Here is a 15,093-nt window from a genome sequence, read left to right on the forward strand (position 1 = left end):
AAGTGAGGTGGATTATAGTGAAGAATATTGTAGATAAGGCGCTAGAAAAATACCCTGCTAAAACCTTTAAGCAAAGGAAAAAGCATATTATTGTTAAAGACAGCGAAAATGAATCACAAGATATAGCAGCTAACACTAGAACAGTTCCAGGTATAATTACTAACAGAGGTTGTTGTTATGCAGGATGTAAAGGTGTTGTAGTTGGACCTATAAAAGATATGGTGCATATAGTTCATGGACCAATAGGATGTTCATACTATGCATGGGGTACAAGAAGAAATAAAGCAACAGCAGAAAAAGAGGGAGATACAGCTGGAGAAAACTTTATTGAATATTGTTTTTCTACAGATATGCAAGAAAGTGATATAGTTTTCGGTGGAGAGAAAAAATTGAAATTAGCTATTAAAGAGGCTATGGAGTTATTTAATCCTAAAGCTATTTCTATATCTGCTACTTGTCCTGTTGGACTTATTGGTGATGATATTAATGCTGTAGCTGTTCAAGCTGAAAAAGAGTATGGGATACAAGTTTTAGCCTTTAATTGTGAAGGATATAAAGGGGTTAGTCAATCAGCAGGACACCATATTGCAAACAATAAGTTTATTAAAGATGTAATAGGTAAAGGAAATAAAGATTTCTCAGATAAGAAATTCAACATCAATATTCTTGGAGAATACAACATTGGTGGAGATGCTTGGGAAGTTGAAAGGGTTCTTAATAAAATTGGATACAATGTAATAGCTACATTAACTGGGGACGGGTCTATTGAAAGAATAAAAAATGCTCATAAAGCAGATTTGAATTTAGTTCAATGTCATAGATCAATAAACTACATTGCTGAAATGTTAGAAGAAAAATATGGTACGCCATGGTTAAAAACTAATTTCATTGGTATAGATGCTTTTAGTCAAACCCTAAGAGATATGGCTATATTCTTTGATGATGAAGAATTAACAGCAAGAACAGAAGCAGTTATAGCAGAAGAATTGGAAGCTATTGAAGGTGAAGTTGAATATTATTCTGAAAGATTATCAGGAAGAACAGCTTTCTTATATGTAGGAGGTTCTAGATCACATCATTATCAAAATTTATTAAGTACTTTTGGTGTTGAAACAATTCTTTCGGGATATGAATTTGCTCATAGAGATGACTATGAAGGAAGAGAAGTTATTCCTTTTATAAAGCCTGATGCTGATAGTAAAAATATTGAAGAATTAAAGGTTCAAAAGGATGAAAAGAATTATAGAGTAATTATTTCTCCAGAAAAACTTGAAGAGTTAAAGAAAGTAATACCTCTTAATGAATATAAAGGATTAATAAAAGATTCTCCAGAAGGATCTATAATCATCGATGATTTAAATCATTATGAAACAGAAACATTTATTAAGATTTTAAAACCAGATATGTTTTTCTCGGGAATCAAAGATGTATTTGTAGCTAAGAAAATGGGAGTTATGGCAAAACAGCTTCATTCCTATGATTACTCTGGTCCTTATGCTGGATTTAGAGGAGCAATAAATTTTGCAAGAGATACAGATATGGGTGTTTATACTCCAAGTTGGAAATATGTAACAGCACCTTGGAAAACGGAACCAATGATAGTAGGAAATGTTGAGGAGGAGGTGGCATCATGTTAGATAAAACGCCAAAAGAATTATATGAAAGAAAAGCTTTAAGAATAAATCCAGCGAAAACTTGCCAACCTATAGGTGCAATGTATGCTGCATTAGGAATCCATAAGTGTTTACCCCATAGTCATGGTTCTCAAGGATGTTGCTCTTATCATAGAATGCAACTTACTAGACATTTTAAGGATCCAATAATGGCATCTACTAGTTCATTTACAGAGGGAGCATGTGTATTTGGCGGTGGATCTAATATGAAAACTGCTGTAAAAAATATATTTGAAATATATGAGCCAGATATTATTGCAGTTCACACAACTTGTTTATCAGAAACAATTGGTGATGATTTAAAAACTATTATAGCTCAATCTCAATCAATAGTTCCAGAGGGAAAACATGTTATTCATGCTAGTACTCCAAGTTATGTTGGTTCTCATGTAACAGGGTATTCAAATATGGTAAAAGCAATAGTAACTTATTTAGCAGAGAATACAGAAACTCCTAATGAAAAAATAAATATTATACCTGGATTTGTTAGTCCCGGTGATATAAGAGAAATTAAAAAATTGTTACAACTTTTAGGGGTTCCTTTTATAATGATGCCTGATACTTCTGGAGTTGTAGATGCTGGAATGACTGGACACTATGATATGTATCCAGCTGGTGGAACAAAATTAGAAGATGTAAAAGATACAGGAAATTCAAAACATACTTTAGCATTAGGATCTTTCTCTTCAGAAGCAGGTGCAGCTGAGTTAGATAAAAAATGTAAAGTACCTATGGATACTTTGACTATGCCAATAGGAATAGAAGCAGTAGATAGATTTTTAATGACTGTTTGCAAATTAACAGATAAAGAAGTTCCTTATGAAATTGAAGAAGAAAGAACACAATTAGTAGATTTAATGCTTGATTCTCATCAATATTTATATGGAAAAAAAGTTGCCATATCTGGAGATCCAGATACTGTAATAAGTATGACTGAATTTGTAGTAAGTTTGGGAATGATCCCTAAATATATAGTAACAGGAACTCCAGGAGCAAGTTTTGAGAAACAAATCAAAGCTATTTTAGTTAAAGCAGGAATAGAAGAAGAATGTAAATATAAAGCATCAGGAGATTTATTTGAATTGCATCAATGGATTAAGAATGAGCCAGTAGATTTATTGGTAGGAACAACTCACTCTAAATTTATATCAAGAGCGGAAGACATTCCACTGATCAGATTTGGTTTCCCAATAATTGATAGATATGCTCATGCTTATATGCCAACTACAGGATACAAAGGAGCTATAAGAATAATAGAAATGTTTACAAACGCAATCTTAGATAGACAAGATCGTGATTGTGCAGAAGAAGATTTTGAAATGGTAATGTAATACTAATTATGATGTAATACAAAATGTAATTTTTATAATGTATCGTAAAGATAAAATAAATCAGGATGTAGGGGGCGGTTTCCACGCCGCCCCTATTATTCAAATAATTATACAAATAATTATATAAATAATTATATAAATAATTATATAATGCAAGTTTTTAATTACTTGAAAATTTACATTATACAATTATAAATATAAAAAAATAGATAATATATATTTATAAATAGCTAGGGACTTTGACATAGGTAAATAAAAACTGGTAGGGGGATTATTTAAAAAGGGGGGCTTTAATATGAAAGATGGAAAAAACTTAGATTCTCACGGGACTGAGATCAATGTTACACCAATAAAGGAAAGAGAAAAATCTATTCATGTTAATTCTGGAGAATGTGGTATGAATATGAATTGTGATGGGAATAGTGTATCTGGATCCGTTAGCCAAAGAGCATGTGTTTATTGCGGGGCAAGGGTAGTTTTGAATCCTATTACAGACGCTTATCATATTGTGCATGGACCTATTGGATGTGCAAGCTATACTTGGGATATTAGAGGAAGTTTGAGTAGTGGAGAAGAAATTTATAGAAATAGTTTTTCTACAGATTTAAGGGAAAAAGATATAATCTTTGGAGGAGAAAAGAAATTAACAGAAGCTATAAAAGAGATAGTTGAACAAAATAATCCTAAATTAATTTTTGTTTATTCAACTTGTATTGTAGGTGTAATTGGGGATGATACTCAAGCAGTTTGTAGACAAGCGGAGAAAGATTACGGTATTAGAGTAATTCCAGTTTTTTCTCCAGGTTTTGCGGGTAACAAATCCATGGGATATAAAGCAGCGTGCAACGCATTAATATCATTAATGGGTGAAGAAAAACAAGAAAAAGTTGAAGGTATAAATTTCTTGGGAGATTTCAATCTTTCAGGAGAAATGTGGATGTTGACGAACTATTTAAAGAATCTGGGTATTAATATTATATCTAAAATAACTGGAGATGCCAGTTATGACGAGATAATTAAAGCACCATCGGCTACTTTAAATATTGTTCAATGTGCGGGGTCAATGACATTTCTTGCTAAAAAAATGGAGGAATTGTATGATATTCCTTTTGTAAAAATTAGTTTTATAGGGGTAGAGGATACTATTCAATCTATTAGAACTATTGTTGATGTAATTGGCGATGAAGAAATGAAAGAGAAAGCAGAGAAGTTCATAGAAGAAATGTTCGCTAAAACAGATAAAGAATTAGCTTATTATAGAGAAAAATTAAAAGGTAAAAAAGCAGCTATTAATGTTGGGGGAGCTTTTAAAGCAATATCATTAATAAAGCAATTCAATGATCTTGGAATTCAAACTGTAATGGTTGGAACTCAAACAGGTAAAAAAGATGATTATGAAATAATAAGAAGTATTTCAGATGAAGGAACAATAATTTTAGATGATACCAATCCTTATGAAATTGAAAAATTCGTAAAGCAAACTGAAGCAGATATTTTAGTTGGAGGAGTTAAAGAAAGACCTTTAGCTTATAAATTGGGATTAGCTTTTGTTGATCATAATCATGAAAGAAAACACCCTTTAACTGGATTTGAGGGAGCTATCAATTTTGCTAGGGAAGTACATGAAAGTGTAAATAATCCTGTGTGGAAATTTATAAAACAAGAAAAGATGAAGGGAGATGATAACTATGTCAAGGAACTATGTGAACTTGAATGTGAATCCATGTAAGATGTGTATGCCTATGGGAGGGGTCATGGCTTTTAAAGGAATCGAAAAAGCTATGGTAATTCTTCATGGGTCCCAAGGATGTAGTACTTATATTAGAAGACATATGGCTACTCATTATAATGAACCTATTGATATAGCTTCTTCATCTTTAACGGAACAAGGAACGGTTTATGGCGGAGCAGATAATTTAAAGAAGGGAATTATGAATGTACTTTCTTCCTATGAACCTAGTGTGATTGGAGTTCAAACTACTTGTTTAGCAGAAACTATTGGAGAGGATATAGAAAGAATAATTCTTGAACTAAGAGAAGAAAAACCTGAATTAAATAATGTGAAAATAGTTCCAGTACCAACGCCAGGGTATGAAGGCACTCAAGCAGAGGGTTATTACAGAGCACTTAAATCAATGGTTGTAAATTTAACTAAGAAAACAAAGAAAAATAGCAAGATTAATATAATCGCTGGAAATTTAAATCCTGGGGACATTAAAGCTTTAAAAGAAATATTAGAAGATTTTTCTGTAGAATATGTTCTACTTCCAGATGTTTCAGATACATTAGATGCTCCTTTTACTACAGAATTTAAAAGACTTCCTGATGGAGGAACTAAAATAGAAGATATAGAAATTATGGGGGGATCTATTGCAACCATAGAAATGGGAGCTACTATAGAAAAAGCCTATTCTCCAGGAGAATACTTAAAAGAAGAATATGGGGTTCCTTTGTATAAATGTGCTATTCCTATAGGACTTGAAAATACTGATATTTTCTTTGAAATTTTATCTTCTATAACTAAAAAACCAATGCCAGCAAAATATAAAAAACAAAGAGGATTATTATTGGATGCAATGATTGATGCTCATAAATATAACTCAGAAGCAAGAGCAATAATTTATGGAGAACCAGAACTTGCTTATGGCATTACAAAACTTTGTTTAGAAAATGGAATAAAACCTATATCTGTTGCTACAGGTTCTGTAAATAAAAAATTAAAAGAATTAATTGAAAATATTTATTTTTTAAATAATTTAGATGAAAGAGCTATAATTCTTGATGATACTGACTTTGAAACTATAGAACAGGTGGCATTAAAAGAAAAAGCTAATATTATGATAGGAAATTCAGATGGGCGAAGGATAGAAGAAAATCATGGGATTGCTTTAGTTAGAGTAGGATTTCCAATACATGATAGGATTGGAGCTCAAAGAAAATGTATCACAGGTTATAAAGGAACTATGGATTTAATAGAAGAAACAGCAAATGTGATGTTATCTAAGAAAGAAACATCTTTTAGAGAAGAAATGTACAATAAATATTATAAAAAAGCTGAAAAAGTTGGGGACAGGACATGTGAAACAAGAAAAATATCGGCAAAATTCGGGGACAGGTTAGATAAAAAGCTTTCAAATATAGGGGGTGCAGTAGAAATGGATATGGAAATAGAAAACAAGGATATATTGAAGAAGTCTATTGAACTTGAAACAATAAAAGAAAAAACAGAAAAACATCCTTGTTATAACCAAGGAGCTCATGACTATGCAAGAATGCATCTTCCAATAGCACCAAAATGTAATGTAAGTTGTAATTATTGTAGCAGAAAATATGATTGTCCAAATGAAAGTAGACCAGGGGTTACAAGTGAAGTATTGAATCCAGAGCAAGCTTTAGAAAAATTTAAGTTGGTGAAATCGAAAATGCCAAATTTAAAAGTTATAGGGATAGCTGGTCCAGGAGATGCTTTAGCTAATTTTGATGAAACAAGAAAAGCTATAGAATTAATTAAAGCAGAAGATCCTACTATTACATTCTGTCTTTCAACCAATGGGTTAATGCTTCCTTTTTATGCAGAAGAAATTATTAGACTTGGAATAAGTCATGTTACCATAACAATTAATACAGTTGACCCAGAAATTGGAGCTAAAATTTATAAAAATGTGAATTATTTAGGAAGAAAACTCTCAGGGGTAGAGGGTGCAACAATAATTCTACAAAATCAATTATCTGGACTTCAGTATTTGGCTTCTAAAGGAATAATTTGTAAGGTGAATATAGTTATGGTAAAAGGTGTTAATGCTGAACATATACCTGATGTGGTTAAAAAAGTTAAGGAAATGGGTGCTTATATAACAAATATAATGCAAATGATACCTGCACCAGGAAGTGTATTTGAAAACCAACCTTTAACTAGCAAACTTGAACTTGATAAAATGAGAAAAACCTGTGAAGTAGATATGAAGCAAATGTATCATTGTAAACAATGTAGAGCTGATGCAATAGGAACTTTAGAACAGGATAGATCCATAGAATTTAGATGTTCTGGTGGGGGATGTTCAAGTGAGAGCAAGGATAAGGTTGTTAGTATAGGCGATTTTAGTAACAAAACCTCTAAAACTCCTAAATATAGATTTGCTATAGCATCAAGCACTGGAATTAATGTAGATCAACATTTCGGGCAAGTAAGTGAATTTTATATTTATGATGAGATAGATGGGAATATTACTTTCATTGAAAAAAGAAATGTTGAAAAATATTGTAATGGAAAAACTTGTGTTGAGAATAATGAATATTTAGATGAAAGTGTAAAAGAAGATAAAACCTCTAAATTAGATAAGATATATAAATCTGTTGAGGATTGTCAAGCAGTATTAACTTTAAGAGCGGGAGAAAAACCAGTACAAGAATTATCTAAAAAAGGAATAAAAGTTTTCCAAATGTATGATGGAATTCATAAAGCAATAAAAGCGGCTAAAGAAAATCTATTGGCAAGTTAAAAACAAAATAAGGGAGGAATATAGAAATGATGAATATTAAGAAGCATATTTTTGTGTGTACTAGCTGTAGAATAAATGGTGTTCAAAAAGGTTTTTGTCACCAAAAGGGTGCTGTGGATTTAGTAGAAATGTTAAATGAGGAAATTAGAGACAGAGATTTATCAGACGTAATGGTTACTAATACAGGATGCTTTGGAATATGTGAAAAAGGACCTGTTATGGTAGTTTATCCAGAGGGTGTTTGGTATGGAAATGTTACTGAAGATGATATAGAAGAAATAATAGAATCTTATATTGAGAATGATGAACCTGTTGGAAGACTAATGATTTAATAGATAAGTTTATTTTATTAAATTATTGATTATTACCTAGGAAATTAATTGCTAATTACTATGCAGGAGCAAATAAATTTTTTTAACTTGTCGGTAAAGAAGTTTATTCTCTTAAATTAAGGATAAGACGTCCCTGTTATCTTTAATGTTGAATTTATTTTGGTACTCCTGCTTTTTTAAAATATTTTTTTAGACTAAAGAATATGTTACACACTCTTTAGTCTTTTCTCCTTTATATTAAGTATTTAAAGAAGGTTTATTGAGGATTTAATAGAGCATTTGATGAAAAAACAAGGATGATTTTAGTGAATCTAATATGAATTATAAAAAAAGGGGGTATTCATGTGAATAAAACTAGAATAATAGATCGAAGCGTTTTAGAAATTTCAAGTTATATTAAATCAAGAGAATTTAGAGAATTTGACGGGGACAGGTACCGAAGAATACTTAATGGGGTCGGGGACAGGACTCATAAAAAAAAGGAAGACATAAGGGAAGACATAACTGATTTGATTGAGTTAATGAAAATTTTAGGTGCAGACCTCCAAGAAATTAATAGTATAACTATTGAATTGCTGAAAAATCTGCCTAGAGATATTAAATATATTTTTAATTTAGAAAAAAAAGAAGATTTTTTTTATATACAAAAATATGGGTTTGATACTGTAGTTATCAATAAAAATATTGTAGAAAACTCAAGTGTTGAATATGATTTGGATAAAATCAAAAAAAAGAATATTAAAATTATATTAGAAATTTATGCTAATAATCTGGAAAAGGCTTTATTACAAATTGAAGAACTAAAGGGTAAAATAGATTTATGTGATTTTAAAGGCATAAAGATTTTTGGATTGAGCGAAGAATATCCCCATGAAATAGGAGTTAATATTAAGAAGTTTAAAAATAAACTTGTTTGTATGGGCGAAAATATTGATATTTGGATTTGTCCTGATAATAAATCTTTTTCAGCAACTGCTTTGGCTGTTGAATTATATGATGAAGGTGTGGACTATATAAATTTGAGTTTTAATGGGTTCAAGTCAGAAAGCATTAACAATTGGGCTTGTTTTGAAGAAGTAGTAATGGCTTTAAATATTATTTATAAAAAAGAAATAAAAAGCACAACAAATTTATTTCCACAGGTTAAAGGTTTGTTTGAAAAACTAACAGATTTTATAATTGAAGATAATAAACCGGTTATAGGCAGCGGGATATTTAAATGCGAATCAGGAATACATGTTGATGGAATTAATAAGGATTCATCTACTTATGAACCTTTTAATCCAGAAATTATAGGGCAAAAAAGAGAATTTATATTAGGAAAACATTCAGGGTCTAAAGGCTTAGAAATAAAATTAAAAGAGCTAGGTATTAATTTTAAGAAAGAGGAACTTTCAAATTTGTTGGATAGAATAAGAGAAAAAAGTATTTTAAATAGTGGAGTAATGGATAATCAAATTATTTTTAATTTGGTTAGTGAATGTGAATTGTAAATTAAAATATAATACAAGAGGGTGATTTCATGGGAATTTTAAGTTATAGAGTTGTTGATACAACAATGAGAGACGGAGAGCAGAAAGCAGGGATTGCTTATAGTAAAATAGAAAAAATAAAAATGGCAACTAAATTAGATTCAATGGGTATTTATCAAATTGAAGCAGGCATTCCAGCTATGAAGGGCGAAGAAAAGGAAAGTATTTGTGAAATTATGAAACTTGGTTTAAAAGCTAAGATTTCATCATGGAATAGAATGAATATTGAGGATATTAAACATTCTCTTGATTGTGGAGTGGATATAATTCATATATCAGCTCCAAGCTCCGATATTCAAATAAATAGTAAATTAAAAAAAGATAAGCAATGGGTAATAGACAATTTAATTCAATGTTTAGAGTTTGTTGATAGTAAAAAAAGAAAAATAACAGTTGGTTTTGAAGATGCAACTAGAGCAGATATTAATTTTTTAGAAGAATTATGTTTAGTATGTGAAGAAAATCAAGTATCTAGAATAAGACTTGCAGATACTGTAGGTATTATGACGCCTAGTAAAACTTTTGAAATAGTAAGTAGAATAAAAAATAAATTTAATCTAGGAATTGAAATTCATGCCCATAACGATTTTGGTATGGCAGTGGCAAACTCTATAGCAGCTGTTAAAGCGGGGGCAGGTTATGTGAACTGTACTTTGAATGGTATAGGGGAGAGGGCAGGTAATTGCGATTATTATAAGGTTAAAGAGTTGGATAGCTTGGCTATGAGGTGCAGATAAATCTACGTGGAACAGCCAAGCTGAGTATTATTTGGTCATTTGTAAATAGTATTCAACAATAGAATGTTCAATATTTCTAAAATTTTTAGATTTACACATAAATCTTAAGGTCAATGTAATTGTATCCTTATCCATTGAAGTGTAAATGGTATGTCCTAAATTTGTATAGTATATAGGGTACTCTTTTGATGCATTTTCTAAAGCTTCAGTAACTTCGGCTACTTTGTTACCTAATATTTTATCAGCAGCTTCTTGAATAATTTCTTTTGATTTTTTCCAATCTGATTCTGAAGATAAGCTAAAGGGAATCTCATTCCAAGTATAGGGAAAAGTTGTGTTTTCATTAACAACATCTTGAGTAAGTATTTTCACATTAGGAATATGAATATATCTACCAGTGCTTTGTCCGTAGTAACTATGTTCTTTTTTTGACTCTAGAATTGTAGTGTGAAACCAATCAATTTTGAGAACATCACCTACATTATCTTCTATTTTAATTCTATCTCCAACTTTGAATACTTTTTTAGAATTTATTACTGTCCATCCAAGAAAATTGGCAACAACATCTCTTAAGGCAAAAGCTAAGCCGGCTGAAAATAGTCCTAAAAAGGTTAATATGTCTTTTGAGTTATACCAGATGGTCAATAGAATAACTCCAGTTATTGTCTTCACAACTAATGAATAATTCTGTTTGGTTTTCATAATTGTAGAGGGTTTTAAAGCACTTTTATCTAAGTTTCTGTTCCAAAATTTTATTAATATATTTGAAAAGAAAAGTATTGCTAAGGTAGCTATAACTTTTGTTAATATGGAAACATTAGATAAATCCGCTGCTGCTTGTAAAAAAAAATTTTTCAATGTAAATCTCCTTTTAAATTGATTATAGAATTAATATTCCCATAAGAATAAAAAAATTCTTATTAAAATTATAATTAATAAGATTATGAAGGTCAATATATTATAGGAATCCCATTGTGAAACTTAATTTATACTTGTACAAAATCTCCACACTTCTAGGAGTTTTGGACATGTATAAATTAATAGTTGAACTGGGATATCTATAAGATGAATATTTTGTAAGAATTTACATATAAAAAAAAGATGCAGAGCATCTTTTTTTTATATACACATATTTTATTTGAATATCCCGAATGGTTTTCCAACAGGTAAAAATATTTTTCCAAAGTGTGAATTTAAAACTGCAGCAGCTGAACCATAGAATGATAGCATAGCTATTATAAATTCAGAGTAAGCAGCAAAAGCATGTCCAAATTCAGGAGCAATTCCTAAAGTACTTAATGATAAACCTATAAATAAGAAATCAATAAATAAAAATATTAAGAATAATACCTTGTGTACTTCCATAGCACCTATTGTCATATAAACTGAGAAAATAAGATAACCAACAAAAGCAAAACCTAATTGTCTTACATCAGCAGTTTCAGCAAGTTTAGCACCAAAAACTCCATTTTGTATTAACCAAGTTAAAGCAACACCAAACCAAAAGAATGCAAATCCACCAAAAGCAGTAGCACCAAATACATTATTTTTTTTTGCATCTTGAATTGAAGCATATAATTGAGCCGCAGCTCCTAAAAATATTGCCCATGGTAAAATAAGTGAAACACCTGTAGTTAAACCAAGTTTTTGTGAAGAGGCAACTAAAGTAACCATAGCTAATCCAAATAATCCTAAAGCAGTAGGATCAGCAACAACAATTTTTCTTTCTTCCATTAATAAAACCCTCCTAAATGAGTCGAACAAAGTCGAATTTACAACCTTAATAAGTATAGCAAAATTCTTAAAACACTTCAATGGAAAATAATAAATATTATAAAGTTTGAAAATTTGCTTTTGAGTACATTTTCAGAAATGAAGAAATAATAATGAATTAATGATAAAATAGAAGAAATTGTTATAATAGTTAAAGGGGAAATTATATATGGGACAAATGAAAAGAAATATATCAAAAATAGGTAAAGCACCTGGTAGTGCTATTTATACTGGAAATAAAGAATCTTTTGAAACAAAGATAGAGTATATAATGTATAACGAAAGTGATTATAAAAGAGAATCAGTAAATAATCTAAAAGAAATAGATTGGAAAGCTGAAGAAAATACATGGATAAATATAGTTGGAATAAATGAATCAGAGGTTGTAGAAGAAGTAATGGAATATGTGAATTTAAATTCGTTAGTTGTGGAAGATATTCTTCATATTGGTCACAGACCCAAAATAGAAATTTATGATGATTATATTTTTATTGTAATAAAAATGCTTACATTTGAAGAAAATAATTTAAGAATTAATAGTGAACAAGTATCTATGATTCTGCATGGAAATACTTTAATTACCTTTCAAGAAATAGAGAAAGATGTTTTTGACCCTATAAGAAAAAGAATAGCGAATAAATTAGGCTCAATCAACAAAAGACATATGGATTATTTATTATATTGCTTAATTGATTCAATTGTAGATAATTATTATATTTTGCTAGATGAGATAGAAGATAAAATTGATGAATTAGAAGAGGATATTCTTATAAATGATAATGAATCTAATCCTTTGCCAGAGATATATAAATTAAGAAAAGAATTACTTTTATTAAAAACAGCAGTTTGGCCTATAAAAGAAATAGTAAATGAACTTCAAAAGGATTATTCACTGCTTACTGAACCAACAAGAATTTATTTATCTGATTTAAATGATCATGTTAATCAAATAATGGATTATATTGTGGTTTATAGAGAAATGATTTCAACTATGTTTGATACTCATTTATCAAATATGAGCAATAGAATGAATAAAGTTATGACAACTTTAACTATATTTTCAGCTATATTTATTCCTATAACTTTTTTAGCAGGAATATATGGAATGAACTTTAATTATATGCCAGAGTTATCTTATAAATATGGATATCCAATATTTATTTTATTATGTTTTATTATATCAATTAGTATGCTTTATATTTTTAAGAAAAGAAAATGGATGTAATTTATAGTTGAATTGTGATACCTATAAAATATTTTACAAAAATAAGTAAAATAAGTATAAAAAATTATAAATATAAACATAGAATATAAATATAAAATATAAATATAAACGTAAAATATAAGTATAGAATCAAACAAAATACTAATTTAAGCATAAAACCCATGAAATATGCATAAAAAGTATAAAAAAATCAAAAAAATATAGACATTAAAAAAGAAATATGTTAAACTTAAAAAAGAAATGAAACTATGTTTTATATTACGAAACCACAATGAAGTAATGATAAATTTTTATTGCAAGTTATAAAAACTATATTTGAAGCATAGCTTTTATTTATAAAATTAGTTTAAAACTTGGTTTCATAATAAGAAACAACAAATAAATTATTAGAAACTCATAATTATTTATATTAGCAGTAAAGTGGAGGAATTAACGTGGAAAAAACTTTAGAAGTAGTTACTTTTGGTGAAACAATGGTTTTATTTAATCCAGATAATATAGGTCCACTAAGATATGCAAATAATTTTAGTAAATCAATAGGTGGGGCTGAGTCCAATGTTGCTATTGCACTTGCTAAGTTAGGGCACAATGTTGGTTGGTTTTCAAAGCTAGGCAATGATGCTTTTGGAATGTATATTAAATCGGTAATTATGGGAGAGGGAGTAGACGTATCTAGAGTTGGCTTTGATGAAGAAAGAAAAACTGGAATTATATTCAAAGAAAGGTTTCAACATACTAATCCTAATGTGTATTATTATAGACAAAATTCTGCAGCAAGCCATATAGGTGTAAAAGATTTGGATGAAGATTATCTTAAATCAGCTAAGATTCTGCATATAACAGGTATTACTCCAGCAATTTCTGAAAGTGCGAGAGAAGCAGTTTTTAAAGCAGTAGAGATAGCAAAAGAAAACAATGTTATTGTATCTTTTGATCCAAATATAAGATTGAAATTGTGGAAACTTAATGAAGCTAAGGAAGTTATTTTAAAAATAGCAGAGAAAGCAGATATAATTTTCCCAGGAGAAGATGAAGGTAAAAAGCTTTTAGGAACAGATAATCCAGAATTGATTGCTGACGAGTTTATAAAACTTGGTTGTAAATTGGTAGTTGTTAAACTTGGAGAAAAAGGATGTTATGTTCAATCAAAAGATGAAAAAATATATGTAGAAGGATATCCGATAAAAAGGGTAGAAGATACCGTTGGTGCAGGAGATGGATTTGCAGCAGGTTTTCTATCAGGATATTTGAAAGAATTAAGTTTAGAAGATTGTGCTAAGTATGCTAATGGAGTAGGTGCAATGGCAGTTTTAGTAAGAGGAGACATGGAAGGCTATCCAGATATAGAGCAATTAGAAAGTTTTATTGGTATCACAGAGAGTGTTGATAGATAGATTTAAGTAGTATGTATATGAGTGAACAATAAAATAAATATATCAAATTAAAAGGGGTGTTCTTATGATAGGAATGGAGCATGTTGGAATTTGTGGAAAAGATACTAAAGCTTTGAAAGATTGGTATGTTAAATTATTTGATTTTAAAATTGTTTATGATAGCCAAAAGGAAAGACCTACTTATTTTTTATTGATGGAAGATGGTAGCATGATTGAGATTTATGCATCGGAAGATAATATTGATACTTTTAATAATAGAAAACAAGGAATTAGACATATTGCTTTTAGTACTGATGATATAGAAAAAGAATATAAGAATCTTGTAGATAATAATGTTGAAATTGTAACTGATTTGACTACAAGCGACAAAGGCGTTTCAACAGTTTTCTTCAGAGATATAGAAGGAAATATACTTCACTTCATATATAGACCTGAAGACCAAAAATTAGCACCCTAATATAACCTTATAATATAGTATGAATAAAAAAGTCTCTTTTTAAATAAAAAGGGGCTTTTTTATTGTAGGAAAGGTGAAAATAAAAAAAATGTTTAAAAAATAGATTCAGGAAAATAATTATAATGACTATAATTATTTTA

12 protein-coding genes are annotated in these 15,093 nt (G+C 29.5%); 10 read left to right on the forward strand and 2 right to left on the reverse strand.

Features of this window, described 5'->3' with window-relative positions; genetic code table 11:
- The first annotated feature begins 17 nt into the window (after positions 1–17).
- The 7 genes from nifD to BUB83_RS09660 all read left to right on the forward strand — a co-directional run bounded on the left by nifD (position 18) and on the right by BUB83_RS09660 (position 10,104).
- Positions 18–1,637 carry a nitrogenase molybdenum-iron protein alpha chain gene (gene nifD, locus BUB83_RS09630; RefSeq protein WP_073338255.1) on the forward strand — a complete coding sequence of 540 codons (1,620 nt, stop codon included), beginning with the start codon at positions 18–20 and terminating at the stop codon, positions 1,635–1,637.
- The gene (gene nifK, locus BUB83_RS09635; RefSeq protein ID WP_073338256.1) at positions 1,631–3,004 is read left to right on the forward strand and encodes a nitrogenase molybdenum-iron protein subunit beta; all 1,374 of its coding nucleotides are present in this window, start codon (positions 1,631–1,633) and stop codon (positions 3,002–3,004) included. The genes nifD and nifK overlap by 7 nt, the downstream gene beginning before the upstream one ends.
- 295 nt (positions 3,005–3,299) lie before the next feature.
- On the forward strand, positions 3,300–4,733 hold the full coding sequence (gene nifE / locus BUB83_RS09640; protein ID WP_073338257.1) for a nitrogenase iron-molybdenum cofactor biosynthesis protein NifE: 1,434 nt from the start codon (positions 3,300–3,302) through the stop codon (positions 4,731–4,733).
- Entirely contained in the window at positions 4,684–7,503 is a 2,820-nt protein-coding gene (gene nifB, locus BUB83_RS09645) for a nitrogenase cofactor biosynthesis protein NifB (RefSeq protein WP_479723232.1), read from the forward strand. The genes nifE and nifB overlap by 50 nt, the downstream gene beginning before the upstream one ends.
- A 26-nt stretch (positions 7,504–7,529) precedes the next feature.
- Entirely contained in the window at positions 7,530–7,835 is a 306-nt protein-coding gene (locus BUB83_RS09650) for a 2Fe-2S ferredoxin (RefSeq protein ID WP_073338259.1), read from the forward strand.
- A gap of 344 nt (positions 7,836–8,179) precedes the next feature.
- Entirely contained in the window at positions 8,180–9,328 is a 1,149-nt protein-coding gene (locus tag BUB83_RS09655; RefSeq protein ID WP_073338260.1) for a homocitrate synthase/isopropylmalate synthase family protein, read from the forward strand.
- A gap of 29 nt (positions 9,329–9,357) precedes the next feature.
- Positions 9,358–10,104 (forward strand): beta/alpha barrel domain-containing protein, encoded by a 747-nt coding sequence (locus BUB83_RS09660; RefSeq protein WP_073338261.1) that lies wholly within the window; start codon positions 9,358–9,360, stop codon positions 10,102–10,104.
- A gap of 27 nt (positions 10,105–10,131) precedes the next feature.
- Here the strand turns inward: BUB83_RS09660 and BUB83_RS09665 are convergent, their stop codons facing one another.
- Positions 10,132–10,962: a mechanosensitive ion channel family protein gene (locus BUB83_RS09665; protein WP_073338262.1), complete on the reverse strand. Its 831-nt coding sequence runs from the start codon at positions 10,960–10,962 to the stop codon at positions 10,132–10,134.
- A gap of 276 nt (positions 10,963–11,238) precedes the next feature.
- Positions 11,239–11,838 (reverse strand): acetate uptake transporter, encoded by a 600-nt coding sequence (locus BUB83_RS09670; protein WP_073338263.1) that lies wholly within the window; start codon positions 11,836–11,838, stop codon positions 11,239–11,241.
- A 208-nt stretch (positions 11,839–12,046) separates the two neighbouring features.
- Between BUB83_RS09670 and corA the strand changes: the two genes are divergently transcribed.
- The 3 genes from corA to BUB83_RS09685 all read left to right on the forward strand — a co-directional run bounded on the left by corA (position 12,047) and on the right by BUB83_RS09685 (position 14,953).
- Positions 12,047–13,102, forward strand: coding sequence for a magnesium/cobalt transporter CorA (corA, locus tag BUB83_RS09675; RefSeq protein WP_073338264.1), 1,056 nt, complete (start codon positions 12,047–12,049; stop codon positions 13,100–13,102).
- A gap of 434 nt (positions 13,103–13,536) precedes the next feature.
- Positions 13,537–14,496, forward strand: a complete 960-nt coding sequence (locus BUB83_RS09680; protein ID WP_143160513.1) for a sugar kinase — start codon at positions 13,537–13,539, stop codon at positions 14,494–14,496.
- Positions 14,497–14,560: 64 nt separating this feature from the next.
- Positions 14,561–14,953, forward strand: coding sequence for a VOC family protein (locus BUB83_RS09685; RefSeq protein ID WP_073338265.1), 393 nt, complete (start codon positions 14,561–14,563; stop codon positions 14,951–14,953).
- The last annotated feature ends 140 nt before the right edge of the window (positions 14,954–15,093 follow it).

Origin of the sequence: Clostridium grantii DSM 8605 (genome assembly GCF_900129965.1) — a bacterium.
Taxonomy (GTDB): Bacteria; Bacillota; Clostridia; order Clostridiales; family Clostridiaceae; genus Clostridium_AF; species Clostridium_AF grantii.

Excerpts from the sequence above, each read along its gene's own strand:
- BUB83_RS09650 (WP_073338259.1), top strand. The coding sequence starts at position 7,530 with ATGATGAATATTAAGAAGCATATTTTTGTGTGTACTAGCTGTAGAATA.
- nifB (WP_479723232.1), top strand. The coding sequence starts at position 4,684 with ATGATAACTATGTCAAGGAACTATGTGAACTTGAATGTGAATCCATGT.
- BUB83_RS09685 (WP_073338265.1), top strand. The coding sequence starts at position 14,561 with ATGATAGGAATGGAGCATGTTGGAATTTGTGGAAAAGATACTAAAGCT.
- BUB83_RS09660 (WP_073338261.1), top strand. The coding sequence starts at position 9,358 with ATGGGAATTTTAAGTTATAGAGTTGTTGATACAACAATGAGAGACGGA.
- nifE (WP_073338257.1), top strand. The coding sequence starts at position 3,300 with ATGAAAGATGGAAAAAACTTAGATTCTCACGGGACTGAGATCAATGTT.
- corA (WP_073338264.1), top strand. The coding sequence starts at position 12,047 with ATGGGACAAATGAAAAGAAATATATCAAAAATAGGTAAAGCACCTGGT.
- BUB83_RS09670 (WP_073338263.1), bottom strand. The coding sequence starts at position 11,838 with ATGGAAGAAAGAAAAATTGTTGTTGCTGATCCTACTGCTTTAGGATTA.
- nifK (WP_073338256.1), top strand. The coding sequence starts at position 1,631 with ATGTTAGATAAAACGCCAAAAGAATTATATGAAAGAAAAGCTTTAAGA.